Here is a 17525-nt window from a genome sequence, read left to right as displayed (position 1 = left end):
CCGGTGACGGAAAACGACGGGCACGGCCGAGACGGCGGGCACGACGAGCAGGAGGCGGACACGATGTTCGAGCCGGCGGGCTGGGACGAGCGGTACGCGGGACAGGAACGGTTCTGGAGCGGTGAGCCCAACCCGCAGCTGGTCGCCGCCGCCGCCCGTCGGACGCCGGGGACCGCGCTCGACGTCGGATGCGGTGAGGGCGGTGACGTCGTCTGGCTGGCGGGCCAAGGCTGGCGCGTGACGGGGGCCGACTTCTCCGCCGAAGGCCTCGCCCGCGCCGCCCGCCACACCGAGCAGGCCGGCGTGGCCGACCGCGTCGACTGGTGGCAGGTGGATGCCCGGACCTTCGACGCCGGTGGCCGTTCCTACGACCTGGTGACCAGCCACTACCTGCACGCCCCCGACGGTGGCATGGTCGAGGTGACCCGCCGGCTCGCGACGGCCGTCGCCCCCGGTGGCCTGCTCCTGATCGTCGGCCACGCGCCGTCCCACGTGTTCTCGCACCTCTCCGCGAGCCACCGTACGGCGATGTTCCTGGCGGCGGACCTCCTCCCCGGCCTGCCCGACGGCTTCGAGCCCGTCGTCGTGGAACAGCTCGCCCGCACCCTCAAGCGGGACAGCGGCCCGATCGAAGCCGAGGACTCGGTCCTGCTCGCCCGCCGCACCGGCCACTGACGCCGGCCGGCTCCGGCAGCGTCATCCGGCTCCGGGTTCGACGGCCGTGACGGTGGTGATACCCGCCGACAACGCGGCCGGTCGTGGTCCTTCCGTACGGCGTGGCGTCCATCGCCTCACGCCCGGCCGACACGGGCCCCGCCACACCCGGTCGCCGGCTCCGGGCGGGCGGGGGACAATGGGAAGGACGGACTCCTTCTGGGGTGAATCGGTTGCGTTGGAAGCGTCCCGGCACACCGGCAGTTCGGTGGCACACGTCGTCCCCTGTCGCAATGCGGAGCGTCCGATTCCGTCGTGACCCGCACCTCAGCCCACCACAGGCGTGAGGAAGCTGGAAATGAACAAGCGCACTGCTGTCATTCTGAGCGCACCCGTAATGGCCTGTTCGCTGGCCCTTGGTCCGGCTGTGGCCGCCGCGTCGGCGGCCACACCGTCGGCGCTGCCGGCCGCACAGTGCTTCGTCGAAGCCAAGCCGGGCGACGCGACCAAGTCGATCGTGACCGGCGAAGGCTTCAACAAGGGGACCAAGGTCACCGTCGACCAGACGGACGGTACCGGTGGAGTGCTCGTGACCGTCGGCGAGGACGGGAAGTTCTCCGTCGCCGACCAACCGAACGGGAAGTACACGGCTGCCGGCGGCGGTTTGAACGCCACCTGCCTGGGCGGCCAAGCGGCCCAGGACGCCGTCAACAAGAACGCCGTCGACGCGGCACGCAAGGCCGGGGCCACGGAAGGCTTCACCATCGGCAAGGAGCTGGCCCAGGCCGGCAACTGCGACGCGAAGCCGAAGCCCAAGCCGCTCGCCCAGGGTCTCGTCCCCGACGCGGCCTCCCAGAAGGCGGCGAAGGAAGCGCACGACGCCGCCTTCGACTCCGCCTTCAACGCGGCGATCAAGCGCTACTGCACCGACTAGATCAACACGAAGCGCCCCTCGGACGGCCCGACCCTGCGGACGAGGTCCGGGCAGGTCCGCCCCGGTTCGCAGGGTCACGGTCGGCGGTACGCAGGATCACCGACGATCACCCGACACGCTCCCGGCTCGCACAGGCGAGCGCCTTGCGGATCTCGGTGACGGGGTCGCCCTCGTGGTACGACCGCTCGCTCGTCTCGATGTGGTCCAAGAACTCCTGGTACCGCACGGCGTGAGCGAGGTGGAACAGCGGTTCGACCAGCGTCAGCGACCGTTCCGGCGCCGACCCGGGCACCGACTCCCGCCATGCTCGCGCCCACACTTCGGCCACCTGCGCCCACCGCTCCTCGTCCAGGAACTGACGGACATCATCCGCCGACGGGCACCACAGGTCCTCCCCGGCCACGTGGTCGAGCAGGAGCCTGCCGTACGCCGGCTCGGAGTCGAGGACGGTCGGCACCAGCGTGGGGTCGACGGAGCCCAGCAACTCGATCACCTGGCCCTCACGGGCGTTGAAGGCGGGATTGATCACCTTCAACCAGGCTTCGCCGCCGTCGGAGGTCCGGAAGCGGAAGAGACCGGACAGGTTCCACGTCCGGACCTGCTCGGGCCTACCGACGGCCGGCCTCCCCGCTCCGGCCAGCGCGTCCTCGGCCCAGTCGAGTGCCTCCCGCAGCCCGACAGCGGTGGCCCACCCCGCCCGGCGCTCGGCCGGTCCGAGCAACGCGGCGACATCCGGGGCCACCTGACGCGGTACCGCCCGGGCCGGCCGCTCCAACGCTTCGACGTGGTAGACCACGTGCCCGCCATGCCCGTCGCTGCCGTCGTTCGGCGCGTACGCGAGGCGAAGCACCACCACGGGCACCCCCAGCTCTCCCGACACCCGCTCGACGACGGGCGCGGTGGACGACCACCAACCCTCGTCCACCGCGTACGGACCCAGCAGGCCGAAGTACTCGCCCCCGTGGGTGAGATGAACGCTGACCGTACGACCGCTCGTCTGTGGCATCCGGGCAATCTCGCGCCTTCGGCCCCGTCCACGCGACCCATTTTCCTCCACGCCGCCGACGGGACTCGAACGCGACCGCACCGACCGAACGCACCACCACGGCGGGGCGCCCGCGGCGGAGGCGACCGGAGTGCCCCGCCGCCTCTGCGAGGAACTGCCAGGGGCGCTGAGGAGCGAAGTTGATCATGTTTGCCCAAAGCGGCCAAAGTCTTTGACGCTCGCGCGAACGCAGTGCTCTACTCCCTGCCATGACGACTTCGACCATGCTTGCGCCGGCCCCGATCATCGACGAGACGGTCCGGCTCCTGACCGAGCACTACGTCTTCCCCGAAATAGCCCAGGAGCTCGCCGACCTGCTGCGACGACGCCTCGCCGAGGGCAGTTATGACGTGGACGACGCCGAGGAACTCGCCCGGTTGGTCACCACGGATCTGCAGTCCCTCAACGGCGACAAACACCTGAGGCTGAAGCACCACGTCGACCAGGTCCCCCCGAAGCGGGGGGCGGCGAGCCTGGACGCCATGCGCCGGGACTTCGACACCTCGCTGGGCGGTGTGCCCCGGGTGGAGCTGCTCGACGGCGGGGTGGCCGTGGTGGAGCTGGCACCGATGCTGTTCCCCCTGGAGTGGGCGGCCGAACCGCTGGGCGCCGTGCTCACCCTGGCCTCCCGCGCCGCGGCGCTCATCATCGACCTGCGCGCCAACCGGGGCGGCGACCCGGACACGGTCGCCTTCGTCTGCGGCTACCTCCTCGACGAACGCACCCACCTCAACACCATGCACTGGCAGGGGGACCGGCGCAGCGAACAGTCCTGGAGCCCGCCGCACGTGCCCGGCGCGCGCTTCGGTGGCAGCAAGCCGTTGTACGTGCTGTGCAGCGAGAGCACCTTCTCCGCCGCCGAAGAGCTGGCGTACGACCTCCAGCAGTTGGGCCGCGCCGTGGTCGTCGGCGAGCGCACCCGCGGCGGCGCCCATCCGTGCCAGGGCTGGACGGTGCACCCGCACCTGGAAGCCACCGTCCCCGTCGGCCGCGCCGTCAACCCCGTCTCCCACACCAACTGGGAGGGCACGGGCGTGCAGCCGGACGTCCCTTGCGCCGCCGCTGACTCCCTCACCGAGGCCCACGCGCTGGCCCTCGCCCGCCTGGCCGGCTGACCACCGGCGCCGGGTGGCTTGAGCAGGGCCTTCGCACCTCCCTGGGCCCCCGGCGGGTCGGGCCGGCAAGGCGGTGGCGACGGGAGCGTCGCCGGTCAGGTCACCGTCAGGTCGCGGTCAGGACGAGGACGGCCTGGTCGTCGTCGATCTCCTGGCCGCCGGTGAAGGCGCGGAGGGCTCCGATGACGGTCTCGATGGTGTGCTGTGCGCTGGGGTCGCTTCGCATGTCGCCGAGTGCCCCGGCCAGGCGATCGTCCCCGAACAGCTCACCGGCGCCGTTGCGGGCCTCGGTGATGCCGTCGGTGTAGAGCAGCAGGCTTTCGCGGGGGAGCAGGCGCAGACGGTGCGCCGTCACTTCGGGATCGGCGGAGATGCCCAGGAGGGAACCCGGCGCTTCGACGGAGTGCGCCGCGCGGTCGGTGTCGAGATGTATCGGGTGGGTGTGGCCGGCGCGTACCAGTTCGATGTCGAGGCCTTCCCCGGTGGGGGTGAGCTGCCCGTAGACGAGGGTGACGAAGCCCGTGCCGTGGCTGTCGGGCCGCTTGACGAGAGCGCGGTTGATGGCGTGGACGACCGCGCCCGGGCCCGGCAGGAGGGGGGCGACGGCGCGGGCGGTGTGGCGCACCAGGGCGGTGGTGGTGGCGGCGGTGGCGCCGCGCCCGCAGACATCGCCGAGCATGAAGGCCCAGCGCCCGTCGTCGAGCGGGAAGACGTCGTAGAAGTCCCCGCCGATGTCCAGGCCCTCGCCGGCCGGGTGGTAGTAGGTGGCGACGTCGGCGCCGGGTACGGCCGGTACGTCGGGCAGGAGCAGTCCGGCCTGCAGATCCCGGGCCAGGGTGACGCGGTGGGTGTAGTCACGGGCATTGCGTGCGGCCAGGGCCGCACGCCGGGCCAGTTCCTCGGCGAGGGCGACGGTATGCCCGTGGAACGCCTGGTCCCCGCTCGACAGCAGGGTCACGGCGCCGAAGGCCGCGCCCCGGTCCATGAGCGGGACGCACAGGTAGCCGGTGACACCGAGCTCGCGCCACGGACCCGGGCCGGCGGGGGGACGGCGTACGACCTCGCTGGTGCCGGAGGCCAGGACGCGGGCCACGACGTCATCGACGGCCTCACGGGCAGGGACGAAGGCGGACAACAGCTCCTGTTGCCGCTGGGTGGGCGCGGCGCAGGCCAGCCGGCGGACCCGTCCGCCCTCCACGACGTCGACCGCGCACAAGGGAGCCAGCTGCGGTGCGCAGGAGTCGGCCAGGCGCTGCAAGGTCTGGACGGCGTCCAGGTCGGTCGTCAAAACGTTGCTGGCCCGCAGCAGGAAGGCGAGGTCGTCGCGTGCCGCCTTCTCCCGGGCTTCGGCGGCCCGGCGGGCCCGTTCGGCATGATGGCGCTCGATGGCCAGCGCCGCGGTACCGGCGAAGACCCGGGCCAGTGCCAGGTCGGCTTCCTGCGGAGCGCGGGGTTCACGGTGGTACATCGCGAACGTGCCCAGCAGTGATCCGTCGCGGGCCAGGATCGGCGTGGACCAGCAGGCGGCCACACCCGCCTTCTCGGCGAGGGCGCGGAAGTCGTCCCAGAAGGGGTCGGTGGCGATGTCGGAGACGATCACGCTCTGCCTGCGGTGGGCCGCGGTGCCGCAGGAGCCGACGCCCTCGCCGGTGGCGATCCCGTCGATGGCCCGGTTGTAGAAGTCGGGCAGGCTGGGAGCGGCGCCGTGGCGAAGGTGCCGCCCGTCGGCATCGGCCAGGAGTACGGAAACCAGCACTTCCTCCGGCGTCAGCTCCTCGATGGCGCAGGCCATGCCTTCGAGTACGTCGGGCAGCGGGGCCTGCCGGGCGATCTGTTCCAGCAGGACGCGGTGTTCGGCGGTCAGCCGTTGGGCCTGCTTGACCTGGGTGATCTCCACGCCGATGATCCGCACGCCCATCGTGTTGCCGCCGGGATCCAGTCGCGGCTCGTAGGTGAAGTCGAAGAACGCCTCCCGCGCCTCGACCCCTTCACCCAGCATCACCCGGGCATCGCGGCCGGTGTGGGCCTGCCCGGTGCGGTACACGCGGTCCAGGAGGGCGATGAAGCCCTGGCCGACCAGCTCGGGCATCAACTGCCCCAACGGCACCCCGGTACGGGTGCGGCCGATGCCGCCGATCGCCTCGAAGAACGCGGCGTTCGCCGCCTCCAGCATGTGCGCGGGGCCGGCGAGGGAGGCGAACACGGCCAGTGACTCTCCGAAGAGCGCCCGCAGATCGCTGTCCGATCCGTGCCGACCGCTCGCCTCCGCCGGCGTCCCGGAGCCCTCGGGGAAGTACTGGCTCGCTGCGCCTGTCATGTGTTCGGTCCTCTGCTCGGCAGTGCCCGGACGTGGACGCCGGTCCTGGTGTCCCGCCTGCCCGGGCCTGCGGACAGGGCCTGGGTCACGTCGTCGTACGGAGGGAAGAGCTGGTCCAGGCCGGTCAGTGCGAAGAGCCGGACGACCCGGTCGGGGACGCGGGCGAGCCGAAACGCCCGCCCGTGCGAGGCCAGTTGCTGGTGCAGCCGTACCAATTCACCGATGCCGGAGGAGTCACAGAACGCCAGGGCCGAACAGTCAGCCACCAGCGGACCGGCCTCCGGCCCCCCGGCCAGCTCCTCGTCGCCCGCCTCGCGCAGCTGCACCACGCTGTCGAAGTCGAGGTCGCCTCGCAGCGTGAACACCACCCCCCGGGCGTGCCGCCCGACCTCCACCGTGAACACGCTCAGCTCCCTCGTCCGCAGTCCCGCCACGGATGCTCTCACGGCGCCGGCGCCGCGCCGCTCGCCACCCCAGCCGCCGGCCCGGGCACGGCCGGGCCCCGACGCACGCGCGGTGGTCGGGGCCCCACGGTATGGCGGCAAGTGAAACCCGCCCGGCCGGCTAGCGACGGAAGACGTCCTTGACGTCTTCCGTCGCCTGACGGGCGTTGCCCTTGGCCTGCTCGGCGTGCGCCTTGCTCTTCTCCGTGCCCGACATCGCGGACCTCCTCGTGTCGTATCGGTTTGGTCGTGACGCTCTCCTGCTCCTGATCAGCGCCCGCAAACCCATCCACGGCGAGTGCCCGGCCCAGCGATCGGAACCCGGCGGCGACCGGGTGTCCGCCGCGTCCACGCCCGGAGCCGGGGAGGCGAGCGGGGCGTATCCGCTGAACGGGGTGGTCGTTGACGGAGGGGAGTGGGGTCCGGTCACGTGTTCCGGGCTCCGCGCAGACGGCGCTCGCGGAGTCGAACGCTTGCCGTGACCCCTTATCGGCGGTTATGCCAACTGGACGCGGGCACGAGAGGCGTGCCGGGGGTATCGTGCCACCGGCTGACGGACGGAGGGGCTCGGTGGGTCAAGAGGTAGAGGTGGCACCGGACGCCGATGGCGTGCGGCTCATCGTGTGCACAGGCGTGTTCGAGTACGAAACACTCGGCCTCCTCCGCGACGCGGGCGCCGCTGCCGCGGCGGATCCCACCGTCCGACAGATCGCCCTGGACCTCACCGGCGTCACGCACGCCGACTCCTCGATGCTCAGTGAACTGCTCTTCATGCAGCGCACCGGCCGCCTGTACTTGGTGGGCCACGTCCCGCAGGCGCTCGATCGACTGTTCGATCTCACTGGTGTCAGGGAACTGTTCCCCCTCATCCGTCAGGGCGTCGTCGCCCGCGCGGTGTAGTCGGCGCGCACGCCCGGGGCCGTTCCGCCCGGGGCGGGTCCCCTGCGGAACGGCCCTTGGACCGGATCGATCACTGCACGTCGTCCCTCTGTGTCGGGGATCAGGACCAGCCCAGCTCGGTGTAGACGCGGCCGGCCCGGATGCCTTCGATGGCGGCAGCGGTGTAGGGGACCACCGGCTCAGGAAGTCGTTCCGGGTCGAACCAGCCCCAGGACGTGCAGCGGTCCGGCTCGCGGACCTCGGGCGTTCCCACCCATCGCCGGGCGCGAAGGACCAGCCCCATCCGTGGTGTGGCTCCGGGCGCGTCGACCATGTGCACCACGTGGACCAGCTCCACGTCGCCCGGGTCGATCAGCAGCCCGGCTTCCTCCTCCGCCTCCCTTACCAGGCAGCTCACCGCCGACTCCTGCTCGCAGTGACCCGCGAGGAAGTGATGGGTGGAGGCGGCGAACACGGAGTCGGGGTGGCGGAGCCCGAGGAGGACCCTGCCGTCCTCGCGCCGCAGGTAGAGGTGCACGCCGACGATGTGCGGAACCCTGCCGCTGCCTGCCCGCGACCGGGACCGTTGCGCCGCCCCCGCCCCCGCCGCTGGATCGAGGTGGGTACCGCAGCTCGCTACGGCCGCATGCCGGCGTACGAGTTCGCGCGTGGACGGGGGCATTCTGAGGCGGGGCATCGTCTCGGGTCGGAACCACGCGACCATGACCCCTTCACGGAGGTCGAGGCCGGCCGGGTCACCGGTCCACCGACCGGAGAAGACCTGGACCGGCACGGTCATGCCGTTGGTCCCGGTGGCGTGTTCCACGGCGACGGGCTCCAGTACCGACAGGGCGAGTCCGACCTCCTCCCACAGCTCACGGCGGGCCGTTGCCTCCAGCGAGACGTCGCCGGGCTCGCGGCCACCGCCCAGCAGCGCCCAGGAGCCCGGCTCCCAGATTCCGGGAACGTCGTCGCGCAGGTGCAGGAGGTAGCGGCCCCGGCCGTCGTGGACCATCGTGACGGCGTTCACCGCCTCGATCCTGCCGTCGAGACCGGAGGCGACGAGCTTGCCGCGCAGGGCCGGCGCGGTCACGGCGCCGAAGGGGCGCCAGTGCGCCCCGGAGACTTCCTCGCGCAGCGGCAGGAGGTCGGCGGCGCCGCTGACCAGGCCGAACACGAACCGGAAGTCGTAGTGCCGACGAGCCGGCTCTCCCAGGGCCGGATCGGCGTCGCTGTCGTGGATGCCGGGGGTGTCGTGGATGTGGATGTCGATGGGCTCGTGCCCGTACTCGACCGTGGCGCACAGTGCGGCGGGCGGGATCCCGGCTTCCTCGTACACCCGGCGCAACGCCGTGTCGAGGAGGGTCACGTCGTCCTGTTCGACATGTCCACCGGGTACGGGGGCTTGGCCGCCGGCCCGGTGACCGATGTGCAGGGCACGCCTGTCGCGGTCGATGACGACCGCGCTGCAAGTGACGTGGACCGCCGGTGCGGTCCGGCCAACGGCCGGACCGTCAACTTCCAGCGCCCTTGTCAGCACGGCCAGTTGATCCGCTTCTGCGGGGTGTCACACCAGGTAGGCGCTGACCAGGTCACGGATGTGGGAAGTGGAGGGCGGCAAAGTGATCTCCCGGGGAGGCGGGTGTACGGGTTGTCAGCGGGTGGCGCCATCGCGCCCGCATCCGCGGCACGACGTCCCCTCCGCATCGGCGGGCGCCGATTCAGCGCGCGGACCCGGGAGTGTGTCGGCGAACGCTGCGGCCTGGATCCGGTAGGCGTCCCGGAACTCGCCCGTGCCGGTGTTCTCGTCCATGAGCTCGGAGAACGTCCCGGACTCGGCGAGCCGACCGTCCTTCATGACGTGGATGACGTCCGCGTGACGCACGGAGTGCAGGCGGTGGGTGATCAGCACGACGGTCTGGCCGGCTGCGGCAAGTGCCCGGATCTGGTCGAAGACCCGCTGCTCAGCCGCCGCGTCGAGGGCGCTCGTCGGCTCGTCGACCACCAGGATCCCGGCGCGTTTGTACCAGGCGCGGGCGATCCCGATCAGCTGCCATTCACCGCCCGATGCCTCCTGTCCGCCCTTGTAGCCGCGCCCGAGCAGCGTTCCGAGGTCCCGGCGCAGGCCGGCGATGAAGCGGTCGGCGCCGGAGAAGACCGCGGCCTCGCGTACGGTCCGGTCGTCGATGGGGACCGTGGGACGTCCGATGCCGATGTTGACCCGCACCGTGAACGGCCAGCGGAAGAAGGCCTGTGACATCAGGCCGACTCGCGCGAAGATCTGCCGGCGGTCGGCCTTGGCGGCATCGACACCGTCCCACCAGATCGTGCCGCCGCCGACGTCGGGCAGATGGAGGCCGGCCAAGAGCTTGACCAGCGTGGACTTGCCCGAGCCGTTCGCGCCGACCAGGGCGATGACCTTGCCCATCGGGAACGACAGGGACACCTCCCTGAGCGTCGGCTCCGGAACCTCGTCCGCGCTGCCCGGGTAGGTGAACGTGACCTTCTCGAAACGGACTTCGGTCACCCGCTCCGGAAGGTCCTCGCCGGTCTCCGGGATCGCCCGGGCCTTGGCCTCCCCGCACAGGCGCTCGAAGTCGGCGACGAAGAGCGACTCCTGATGCAGGTCGGCCATCTGCACTACGAGACTGTCCAGGCTGGAGGATCCGGTACGAATGGCGAGGACAGCGGTGCCTGCCACCGCGAGGTCCATGCGCCCGCTCCACAGGAACAGGCCCAGCACGCCGTACGTGAGGAGGGTCGCGACGCCGGATGCCCCGTCGGCGACCAGCCCGATCTTGGCGGCGCTGCGCGCCAGGCGGGTCTGTTCGCGTTCGCTGGTCTCGGCCATCTGGTGGAAGTGACCGAGGAGGAACGGGCCGACCTCGTGCACCCGGACCTCCGCGGCGGCCTCCCGCTGGGTCAGCAACTGTCCCAGCAGATGTCCGGCCCGGGCGTGCTGGACGTAGGTGTGGAAGGAGATGTAGCGCTGTTTGGAGATCGTCAGCGACCTCCAGGCACTCGGCAGGGTCATCAGGACGAGCAGGGGGAACAGCCCGGCGTGGAGCACGGTCAGGACACCTGCCGCCGCGACCAGGGAGATGGCCGAGTTCATCGTGTTCGTGCAGTAACGGATCATCCGCCGGGCGGAGTCGGCTCCGTATCGGGCGGCGTCCAGCAGCCGGTGGAACTCGTCGTCCTCGATGGCCGCGAGCTCCACCCGGTGCACCAGCCCCAGATATTGCTCGGTCGCGACCCTTTGCACCTTCGGTTCCAGCTCGCCGATCGCGGCCGTGGACGCGGAGCCGAGCAGCGACCCCAGCAGGGCCACGACCGCGACGACCGCGAGCGCCGGAAGCGCGCTGGTCAGACGCGCCTTCGTGACCCCGTCGGCCAGGATGTGGCTCAAGGCACTGTTGACCGCGACCAGCCCGGCCGCCTGCGTGATCCCCCGTCCGAGCTCGGCGGTGAGAACCACCCGAAGCGCCCGGGCGTCGGCGAGGCGAGCGAGCCTCAGCCCGGTGGCGACCATCCTGGGTAAGCCCTTGGCCATGGTCCACAGGCTGAGCTTGAGCCAGGCGCCCTCGTGCCGGTCCCATCCGATGTCGTACGCCAGTTCCCCACCGAACAGCAACCGTTCCGAATCCGACACCGTCGAGGCGCCCTCGTCGAGGCCCTCCCGCCGGCTCATGCCCCGCACTCCGGCTCCACCATGGATGAGTCGCGGCGGACCCCAAGGAGGCCGGCGCGACCTCCGAAGAACGGGTTCCGGCCGCAGCTGGCGGTACTCGAATGTTCGAATCCGGACGGTCGCTTTCCGACTGTGCCCTTGGCGTCCACGGCATCCTCCAACTGGGTGGCGAGTTGGCACTGGTGCTCTAGAAACGCTTCAGGACCGAGGCCGTAACGGCCACGAATGAGTGGATGTATCGAATCGATGTGCGAACAAGGTGTGTCGGGCGGTCACAGCAGGGCCGGAGCCTTTTGAACTCACACGTTCGAGTGGGACGGGAGGGACGGAACCCGATCGGGGACTTGCGCGGGCGCCTCCTGAAGCGGCCCGTGAATCCGGCGTGAGGACCGCGCCGGCATGACCGAAGTGACGACCGCGACCGAAGTGACGACCGCGATCAGCCCCCCGTCACCGCCGAACGGTTCTACGCGCCTACGACGCTGTCGGTCACCGCGACCTGGGTGCCGCGCAACCGGCGGCGCTTGACGAGCAGCACAGCGGTGCGGGTCAGGATCATGGCCAGGGCCATGAACACGAAGGTGTTCGAGTAGACGTCCTGTCCGCTCAGCTCGTTCTCGATGCTGAACCGGATGATGCCCTGGGGGAACCAGTGCTCAGAACCGTAGGCGAACACCACGCGGGACGCGGACATCAAGGTCCAGACGATCGCATAGGCGATACCACCCCTGGTGTAGACGTCGCCGTCGGAGCCTCGGTGGGCAGGCAGCAGCATCGCGGCGATCAGGCCGCAGACGACTCCCGCACCGATACCGGCCAGCTGGAGCCAGGGGTCGTTTCCGTTCAGGGGGAGCGTGCGGACGAAGAGCGCGATCACGATCGCGATCGCGATGATCGAGCGCAGCAGCCTCATGTTGGTGATCCGGCGCGTACCCAGGTCGGTGGACAGGATGATGATCAGGATCACCCCGCTGGCGATCAATGCGGTCAGGAACGGGCTCATGGGACAACCCCTCGTTTCGATGAGTACGGGGGCGCTTGGCGGCTCGCCCGGATCTTCCCCTCCCACGCTAGGCAGCGGGAGAGCTGGACCTGGACAACCAACCGATGGACCGACTGTCCATCAACAGGTGGACACGAGCGATCGCCGGGTCCGGCGTCGGGGAACCGCAGAGTGCCGCCGAGCGCGCTCGGGCACCCGTGTCACCCGACATCGCCGGTCCGCCGGCGGAAGACCTCCACCCGCTGCGGTCACTCGTTCGGGCCCGGGCGCCTGCGGCCGCCCGTACCAGCGGCCAGGCTGGAGCGGTCAGCGTTCCCGGTAGGGCACCCGTGTCCGTCTCGACCGGGGGTGGCGAGCGGATGAGAGGACTGTGGCATGGCGAAGGCGCATCTGGTGGGCAGCGGCATCGCATCGCTGTCGGCGGCGGCGTTCCTGATCCGTGAGGGGAACTTCACCGGGCCCGACATCCTGATCCTGGAGGAGCAGGGTCGCGACGGCGGCAGCCTGGACGCGGCCGGATCGCCGGAGACCGGGTACACGATGCGCGGCGGGCGCATGTTCGAGATCCATTTCGAGTGCACGTACGACCTGCTCACCTCGATTCCCTCGCTGGACGACCCGTCGAAGTCGGTCACCTCGGACACCTTCGCCTTCCACGAGGACTTCGCCTGGGACGACCACGCCCGGCTCGTCGACGCCACCGGCAAGGTCGTTGCCGCGCACTCCATGGGCTTCACCGAGCGGGATCGGTTGGAACTGATCAAGTGCTCGGCGACCCCGGAGAGCCGTCTGGACGGCAAACGGATCACCGACTGCTTCAGCGAGGGGTTCTTCACCACGAACTTCTGGTGGATGTGGTGCACCACCTTCGCGTTCGAGCCCTGGCACAGCGCGATCGAATTCCGCCGCTACCTGAACCGGTTCATCCACCTGTTCAAGACCTTCGACTCGATGTCGGGGATCTACCGCACCCGCTTCAACCAGTACGACTCGATCGTGCGGCCCCTGGTGAAATGGCTCACCGACCAGGGCGTCACCATCCAGCTCGACACCCGCGTCACCGACCTCGCCCTGGCCGACGGCGACGGGTTGACCGTCACCGCCCTCACCTGGGTCCGGAACGGCAAGGCCGAGACGCTTCCGGTGAGCGGGAACGACCTGGTGATGGTCACCAACGGTTCCATGACCGCCGGTTCCACACTCGGCTCCACCGAGAGCGCCGCACCTCTGGACACCTCCGACTCCAGCGGTGCCTGGCAACTGTGGCAGTCCCTCGCCGACAAGCGCCCCGGCCTGGGAAATCCCCGCGTCTTCAACTCCTCCATCGCCGAATCGACTTGGGCGTCGTTCACGGTCACGACGAAGGACCCGACGTTCTTCGAGCTCATGGAGAAGTTCTCCGGCAGCGAGGCCGGCAAGGGCGGGCTGATCACGTTCAAGGACTCCAGTTGGCTGCTCACCATCGTCCTCAACCACCAGCCCCACTTCCGCGACCAGCCCGAGGACACGTACGTGTGGTGGGGCTACGCCCTCTTCCCCGACAACAGCGGCGACCACGTGACCAAGCCGATGCGTGAGTGCACCGGTAGGGAGATCCTCGACGAGGTTCTGCACCACCTGCCCTTCGACGCCGACGCCACCTCCGTGATGTTGGACCGTTCCACCGTCATTCCGGCCCTGATGCCGTACATCACCAGCCAGTTCCTGGTCCGCAAGGCCGGCGACCGGCCGCAGGTGGTTCCCGAGGGGTCCACCAACCTCGCCTTCATCGGCCAGTACGCGGAGGTCCCCGACGACGTCGTCTTCACCGTCGAGTACTCCGTACGCACCGCCTGGACCGCGGTCGCCCGGCTCCTGGACCTCGACAAGCAGCCCCCGCCCGTCTACCAGGGCCGGCACGACCCGAAGGTGCTCGTCGAAGCCCTCGCCACCATGCACCGCCACTGACCCCGCCCCCACCCGGTGACCTTCACGGCGCCGGCCAACACCGGCCGGAGGGGCCACGCCACGCCCGTCCCGGACCTCGCCCCGCCGTGCTGCCCGGCCCTGGTGGTGCTTGTCACCCGTGCGGACCGGCGCCGAGGACGCTGACGGGTTCGGGCGTGTCATCCCCACCGGGCGAGGTGCGGGGCGTTGGATCAGGCAAGACCCACGCCAAGCCCCAGTTCGCCCGGAGGCTCCATGTCGAAAAGCGGTGCGCCCCGCACCGACGCTCCGCGTGACGTCCCGGCGCGGGCGTCGCTCGTTCTGGCGTCCCTGATCACCGTTGCGTCGGTGGCCAACCTGAACCTGTCCGTGGCCAACGTGGCGCTGCCCGCGATCGGGAAGGCCTTCGACTCCTCGCAGACCGCGCTGAACCTGATCGCCGTGGGGTACTCCCTCGGCCTGGCCGCATCGGTGCTCTACCTGGGTGCCGTCGGCGACCGGCACGGGCGCAAGCTGTTGCTGCTCCTCGGCACGGCCCTGTCCATCCCCGCCTGCCTGCTCGCCGCGTTCGCACCGAACGACACCGTTCTCGCCGCGGCCCGGATCCTCGGCGGGCTCTCGGCCGGCATGGCCTACCCGACCACGCTGGCGCTGATCACCGCACTCTGGACGGGACCGGCGCGAACGAAGGCGATCGCCCTGTGGTCGGCCCTGGGCGGCGGCATCTCCATGCTCGGGCCGGTGATCGCGGGCGCGCTGCTCGAACGCTTCCACTGGGGGTCGGTCTTCCTGGTCACCCTGCCACTCGCCGTGGTCGCGCTGGTCATGGCCCTGCTGTTCGTCCCCGCACACGCCAACGAGTCGGCCGAACCGGTGGACAACCTCGGTGGCATCCTGTCCGTCCTCCTGGTCGCGGGACTGGTGCTGGCGATCAATTTCGCCGCCGTCCCCCGCCAAGGGGCGTCGGTCGTGGGCCTCGTCGTGATCGCCCTGACCGCCGGAGCGGCGTTCTTCCGGCGTCAGCGCCGGGCTCCCAACCCGTTGTACGACCTCCACATCGCCGGCCGGCGCACGTTCTGGGTCGCCGCGTGCGCGGGAATCATCGTGTACGGCTCGATGATGGGATCGGCGTTCATCAGCCAGCAGTACCTGCAGAACGTGCTCGGGTACAGCCCCGTCGAGGCCGGCGCCGCCATCCTGCCCCTCGTCGTGATGATCGTGCTCGTGGCGCCGCGGTCCGCGAAGCTGATCGAGACGCGCGGCGCCCGCACTACCCTGCTGATCGGCTACGGGTCCCTCTTCCTGGCCTTCGCCTGGATGTTGCTGTTCTGGGGCGAGCACAGCAGCTACTGGCACATCGGCCTCGCCTACGTGCTCATCGGCACCGGCTCCGGCTTCGCCGGGACGCCCGCATCCCACTCGCTCACCGGATCGGTGCCCGTACGACGGGCCGGCATGGCCTCGGGGACCGCCGACCTGCAACGGGATCTCGGGGGGGCCATCATGCAGTCCATCATGGGCGTGCTCCTCACCGCCGGCTACGCCTCGGCCTTCAGCGCCGCGGTCGCCGCCTCCCCGGAGAGCAAGCAGGTGTCGGACCAGGTCCGGAGCGAGCTGACGAAGTCGTTCGCCTCCGCCGGTGAGGTCGCCCGACAGCACCCCCAGTACGCCGACCAGATCGTCGCGGCAGCGCGCCGGTCGTTCCTCCACGGCGACGACTGGGCGTACGCCGTCGGCCTGGCGGCGATCGCGATGGGCGCGCTACTGGTCTTCCTCATGTTCCCGCACCGGGAAGCCGAGCGGGAACTCCTGCGGCGCTACGAGACCGAGGACTCCACCGCCGCCCGTGCCGAGCCGAGAGCCTGAAAGGTCGGCCGGCCGCCGGGTGTCCCCTCACAGGGGGCGCGGGCCGGGACGGAGCGGCCGCACCCCAGAGGCACGTCGGCCCTCCGGATGGTTGCGACAGCGGGGGACCGCGGGGAGTGACGGCCCGTTCAGCCAGCCACTTCGTGTCCTCAGTGAAGGCCCCCGGGCTCGCCTGCCCGGCGCCCCCGCTCGCCGGAGGGCGCGGGGGCGTCTCCGTAGGTGTAGGCGGAGCGGACGTGGCCGTCCTGGGCGTGGACGATGACCTGCGCGGGGGCGTGTGCGAGCGCGTGGCGCCGTGCCGAGTCGATCGCGTCCTTCTGCGTCCGGTGCGGCTCGTGCAGAAGACGACGTCCTTCCCGGCCTTCGACCTGCCACTTCACGCCGGCTGCCGCCGCCCGCTCCCCGGACGGTGAGACGTGGTAGACGGTCTGTCTCGCTGCCATGGTCCCTCTCCTCGCCTCGCCGGTCCGGCGGGCGTCGCGACCGCCTTTCGGCGCACCAAGGCCGTTCGCGGTCACCCCCGTGGCCGGGGCCGGCAGCGGTCGTCCGGAGCCGTACCACCGCCGTACGCCCATTGTCCCACCGCGCCCGGTGGGACGGCCCACGTCATGGAGACGGGCGGAACAACACTCCCGAAGCGGGTGACCATGGCCAGGGCGGGCAGGCGCAAGATGCTCGGGATCCACGAACAAGGGACACCTCATGTCCAGGACACCGAAACCGTCCCAGCCGGCGCACGGCGAGGGGCCCAGCCGCCACCCGGGTACCGAACAACACGGTTGGTCACCGGATGTCGACAGCACGCACACGCAGGAGAACCCGAGCGCGCACCGCTCCTTCCACCCGGAGAAGTACGCCCCGAAGCCCGGCCCGGGCAGGACCGTCTCGAAGGAGGAGACGAAGGGCACCGGTGCGAAGACCGGCGAGAGCAGCGGCCGCCGTGGCGAGGACCTCGCCAAGAAGGGTGACGACGGCATGCACGACCTCGGGCCCAAGGGCCGCTCCGGCCGCCCCAGCGGCACCCGGGACGCCTCCGCCGTCACGGGCGTGGACCCGCAGGACGCGTCCGACGAATCCGGCTCGCACTGAACGGCCCTGTGAAGGTGCTGCACACGCGACCGGCGGACGGCCACCCGCTGGTCGGTCGTAGACCTCAGTTGACGCCCTGTCCGGACCAGTAGGCGTGCCGGCATGCTGTGGGTCATGGACACGCATGAAGGGCACAATGCCGTGGCGGTCATCACGGCCTGGGGCGAGTACGACGCGGACACGGTGGGACCGCTCGAATCCCGGTTGGCCGCGGCCGCCGCGACCCACCGCACCGTGGTCCTCGACACCGGTGCCATGACCTTCGGCGATTCCTCGTTCCTCAATCTCCTCCTCAAGATGCACCGCATCACCCAACTACGCATCGCGGCCCCCCAACCGCAGCTCCAGCGGCTCCTGCGGTTGACGGGCGCGGACCAGGTCCTCGACGTGCGGTCCACTCTGGAAGACGCGTCCAGGCCCTGAGCGTGCGCGAGCGTCCCGCCCGGCGCCGCCCTCGCGCGGCCTGTCAGGTACCGGGCAGGATGTCGTCCGGGTACGGCAAAACGGCCGGGGGGGGGGGCCCGGGGGGGGGGGCCCCCGCCCGCCCGCCCCCGGGGGGGCGG

The 17525-nt window shown here is 70.7% G+C and carries 15 protein-coding genes; 8 read left to right on the top strand and 7 right to left on the bottom strand.

Going from position 1 to position 17525, the window contains the following annotated elements; translation table 11 throughout:
* Positions 1-3 precede the first annotated feature (3 nt).
* Both AB0D46_RS27375 and AB0D46_RS27370 read left to right on the top strand, forming a co-directional pair.
* Positions 4-675: a methyltransferase domain-containing protein gene (locus AB0D46_RS27375; RefSeq protein WP_362881260.1), complete on the top strand. Its 672-nt coding sequence runs from the start codon at positions 4-6 to the stop codon at positions 673-675.
* 337 nt (positions 676-1012) lie between these two features.
* Positions 1013-1588: a hypothetical protein gene (locus AB0D46_RS27370; protein ID WP_362881259.1), complete on the top strand. Its 576-nt coding sequence runs from the start codon at positions 1013-1015 to the stop codon at positions 1586-1588.
* A 106-nt stretch (positions 1589-1694) separates the two neighbouring features.
* On the opposite strand, the gene AB0D46_RS27365 is transcribed toward AB0D46_RS27370, so the two are convergent.
* Entirely contained in the window at positions 1695-2594 is a 900-nt protein-coding gene (locus tag AB0D46_RS27365) for a hypothetical protein (protein ID WP_362881257.1), read from the bottom strand.
* 248 nt (positions 2595-2842) lie between these two features.
* Between AB0D46_RS27365 and AB0D46_RS27360 the strand changes: the two genes are divergently transcribed.
* Positions 2843-3748 carry a S41 family peptidase gene (locus AB0D46_RS27360; protein ID WP_362881256.1) on the top strand — a complete coding sequence of 302 codons (906 nt, stop codon included), beginning with the start codon at positions 2843-2845 and terminating at the stop codon, positions 3746-3748.
* A gap of 106 nt (positions 3749-3854) precedes the next feature.
* Here AB0D46_RS27360 and AB0D46_RS27355 read toward each other — a convergent pair whose 3' ends face one another.
* On the bottom strand, positions 3855-6065 hold the full coding sequence (locus AB0D46_RS27355; RefSeq protein ID WP_362881254.1) for a GAF domain-containing SpoIIE family protein phosphatase: 2211 nt from the start codon (positions 6063-6065) through the stop codon (positions 3855-3857).
* Positions 6062-6469 (bottom strand): STAS domain-containing protein, encoded by a 408-nt coding sequence (locus AB0D46_RS27350; RefSeq protein WP_362881253.1) that lies wholly within the window; start codon positions 6467-6469, stop codon positions 6062-6064. The genes AB0D46_RS27355 and AB0D46_RS27350 overlap by 4 nt, the downstream gene beginning before the upstream one ends.
* Positions 6470-7078: 609 nt before the next feature.
* Between AB0D46_RS27350 and AB0D46_RS27345 the strand changes: the two genes are divergently transcribed.
* Positions 7079-7408, top strand: coding sequence for an STAS domain-containing protein (locus AB0D46_RS27345; RefSeq protein ID WP_362881251.1), 330 nt, complete (start codon positions 7079-7081; stop codon positions 7406-7408).
* 100 nt (positions 7409-7508) lie between these two features.
* Here the strand turns inward: AB0D46_RS27345 and AB0D46_RS27340 are convergent, their stop codons facing one another.
* The 3 genes from AB0D46_RS27340 to AB0D46_RS27330 form a co-directional block, all read right to left on the bottom strand.
* The gene (locus tag AB0D46_RS27340; RefSeq protein ID WP_362881250.1) at positions 7509-8927 is read right to left on the bottom strand and encodes an NUDIX domain-containing protein; all 1419 of its coding nucleotides are present in this window, start codon (positions 8925-8927) and stop codon (positions 7509-7511) included.
* 114 nt (positions 8928-9041) lie between these two features.
* Positions 9042-11078, bottom strand: coding sequence for an ABC transporter ATP-binding protein (locus AB0D46_RS27335; protein WP_362881248.1), 2037 nt, complete (start codon positions 11076-11078; stop codon positions 9042-9044).
* Between the two features lie 466 nt (positions 11079-11544).
* On the bottom strand, positions 11545-12081 hold the full coding sequence (locus AB0D46_RS27330; protein WP_362881247.1) for a hypothetical protein: 537 nt from the start codon (positions 12079-12081) through the stop codon (positions 11545-11547).
* Between the two features lie 375 nt (positions 12082-12456).
* Here AB0D46_RS27330 and AB0D46_RS27325 point away from each other — a divergent pair, with 375 nt between their 5' ends.
* Positions 12457-14028 carry an oleate hydratase gene (locus tag AB0D46_RS27325; protein ID WP_362881244.1) on the top strand — a complete coding sequence of 524 codons (1572 nt, stop codon included), beginning with the start codon at positions 12457-12459 and terminating at the stop codon, positions 14026-14028.
* Between the two features lie 327 nt (positions 14029-14355).
* Complete coding sequence (locus tag AB0D46_RS27320; RefSeq protein ID WP_362881242.1) at positions 14356-15873, top strand: MFS transporter; 1518 nt, start codon at positions 14356-14358, stop codon at positions 15871-15873.
* 149 nt (positions 15874-16022) lie between these two features.
* On the opposite strand, the gene AB0D46_RS27315 is transcribed toward AB0D46_RS27320, so the two are convergent.
* The gene (locus tag AB0D46_RS27315; RefSeq protein ID WP_362881240.1) at positions 16023-16316 is read right to left on the bottom strand and encodes a DUF2188 domain-containing protein; all 294 of its coding nucleotides are present in this window, start codon (positions 16314-16316) and stop codon (positions 16023-16025) included.
* Positions 16317-16575: 259 nt separating this feature from the next.
* Here AB0D46_RS27315 and AB0D46_RS27310 point away from each other — a divergent pair, with 259 nt between their 5' ends.
* Together AB0D46_RS27310 and AB0D46_RS27305 are read left to right on the top strand one after the other, a co-directional pair.
* Positions 16576-16962 (top strand): hypothetical protein, encoded by a 387-nt coding sequence (locus AB0D46_RS27310; protein WP_362881238.1) that lies wholly within the window; start codon positions 16576-16578, stop codon positions 16960-16962.
* A 114-nt stretch (positions 16963-17076) separates the two neighbouring features.
* Positions 17077-17385 (top strand): STAS domain-containing protein, encoded by a 309-nt coding sequence (locus AB0D46_RS27305; protein WP_362881237.1) that lies wholly within the window; start codon positions 17077-17079, stop codon positions 17383-17385.
* Positions 17386-17525: the final 140 nt, after the last annotated feature.

Source organism: Streptomyces sp. NPDC048383, assembly GCF_040651775.1.
Lineage (GTDB): Bacteria > Actinomycetota > Actinomycetes > Streptomycetales > Streptomycetaceae > Streptomyces.
This window is presented reverse-complemented; position numbering and strand designations above follow the sequence as displayed.

Excerpts from the sequence above, each read along its gene's own strand:
- AB0D46_RS27365 (WP_362881257.1), bottom strand. The coding sequence starts at position 2,594 with ATGCCACAGACGAGCGGTCGTACGGTCAGCGTTCATCTCACCCACGGG.
- AB0D46_RS27355 (WP_362881254.1), bottom strand. The coding sequence starts at position 6,065 with ATGACAGGCGCAGCGAGCCAGTACTTCCCCGAGGGCTCCGGGACGCCG.
- AB0D46_RS27315 (WP_362881240.1), bottom strand. The coding sequence starts at position 16,316 with ATGGCAGCGAGACAGACCGTCTACCACGTCTCACCGTCCGGGGAGCGG.
- AB0D46_RS27310 (WP_362881238.1), top strand. The coding sequence starts at position 16,576 with ATGTCCAGGACACCGAAACCGTCCCAGCCGGCGCACGGCGAGGGGCCC.
- AB0D46_RS27330 (WP_362881247.1), bottom strand. The coding sequence starts at position 12,081 with ATGAGCCCGTTCCTGACCGCATTGATCGCCAGCGGGGTGATCCTGATC.
- AB0D46_RS27305 (WP_362881237.1), top strand. The coding sequence starts at position 17,077 with ATGGACACGCATGAAGGGCACAATGCCGTGGCGGTCATCACGGCCTGG.
- AB0D46_RS27360 (WP_362881256.1), top strand. The coding sequence starts at position 2,843 with ATGACGACTTCGACCATGCTTGCGCCGGCCCCGATCATCGACGAGACG.
- AB0D46_RS27335 (WP_362881248.1), bottom strand. The coding sequence starts at position 11,078 with ATGAGCCGGCGGGAGGGCCTCGACGAGGGCGCCTCGACGGTGTCGGAT.
- AB0D46_RS27325 (WP_362881244.1), top strand. The coding sequence starts at position 12,457 with ATGGCGAAGGCGCATCTGGTGGGCAGCGGCATCGCATCGCTGTCGGCG.
- AB0D46_RS27370 (WP_362881259.1), top strand. The coding sequence starts at position 1,013 with ATGAACAAGCGCACTGCTGTCATTCTGAGCGCACCCGTAATGGCCTGT.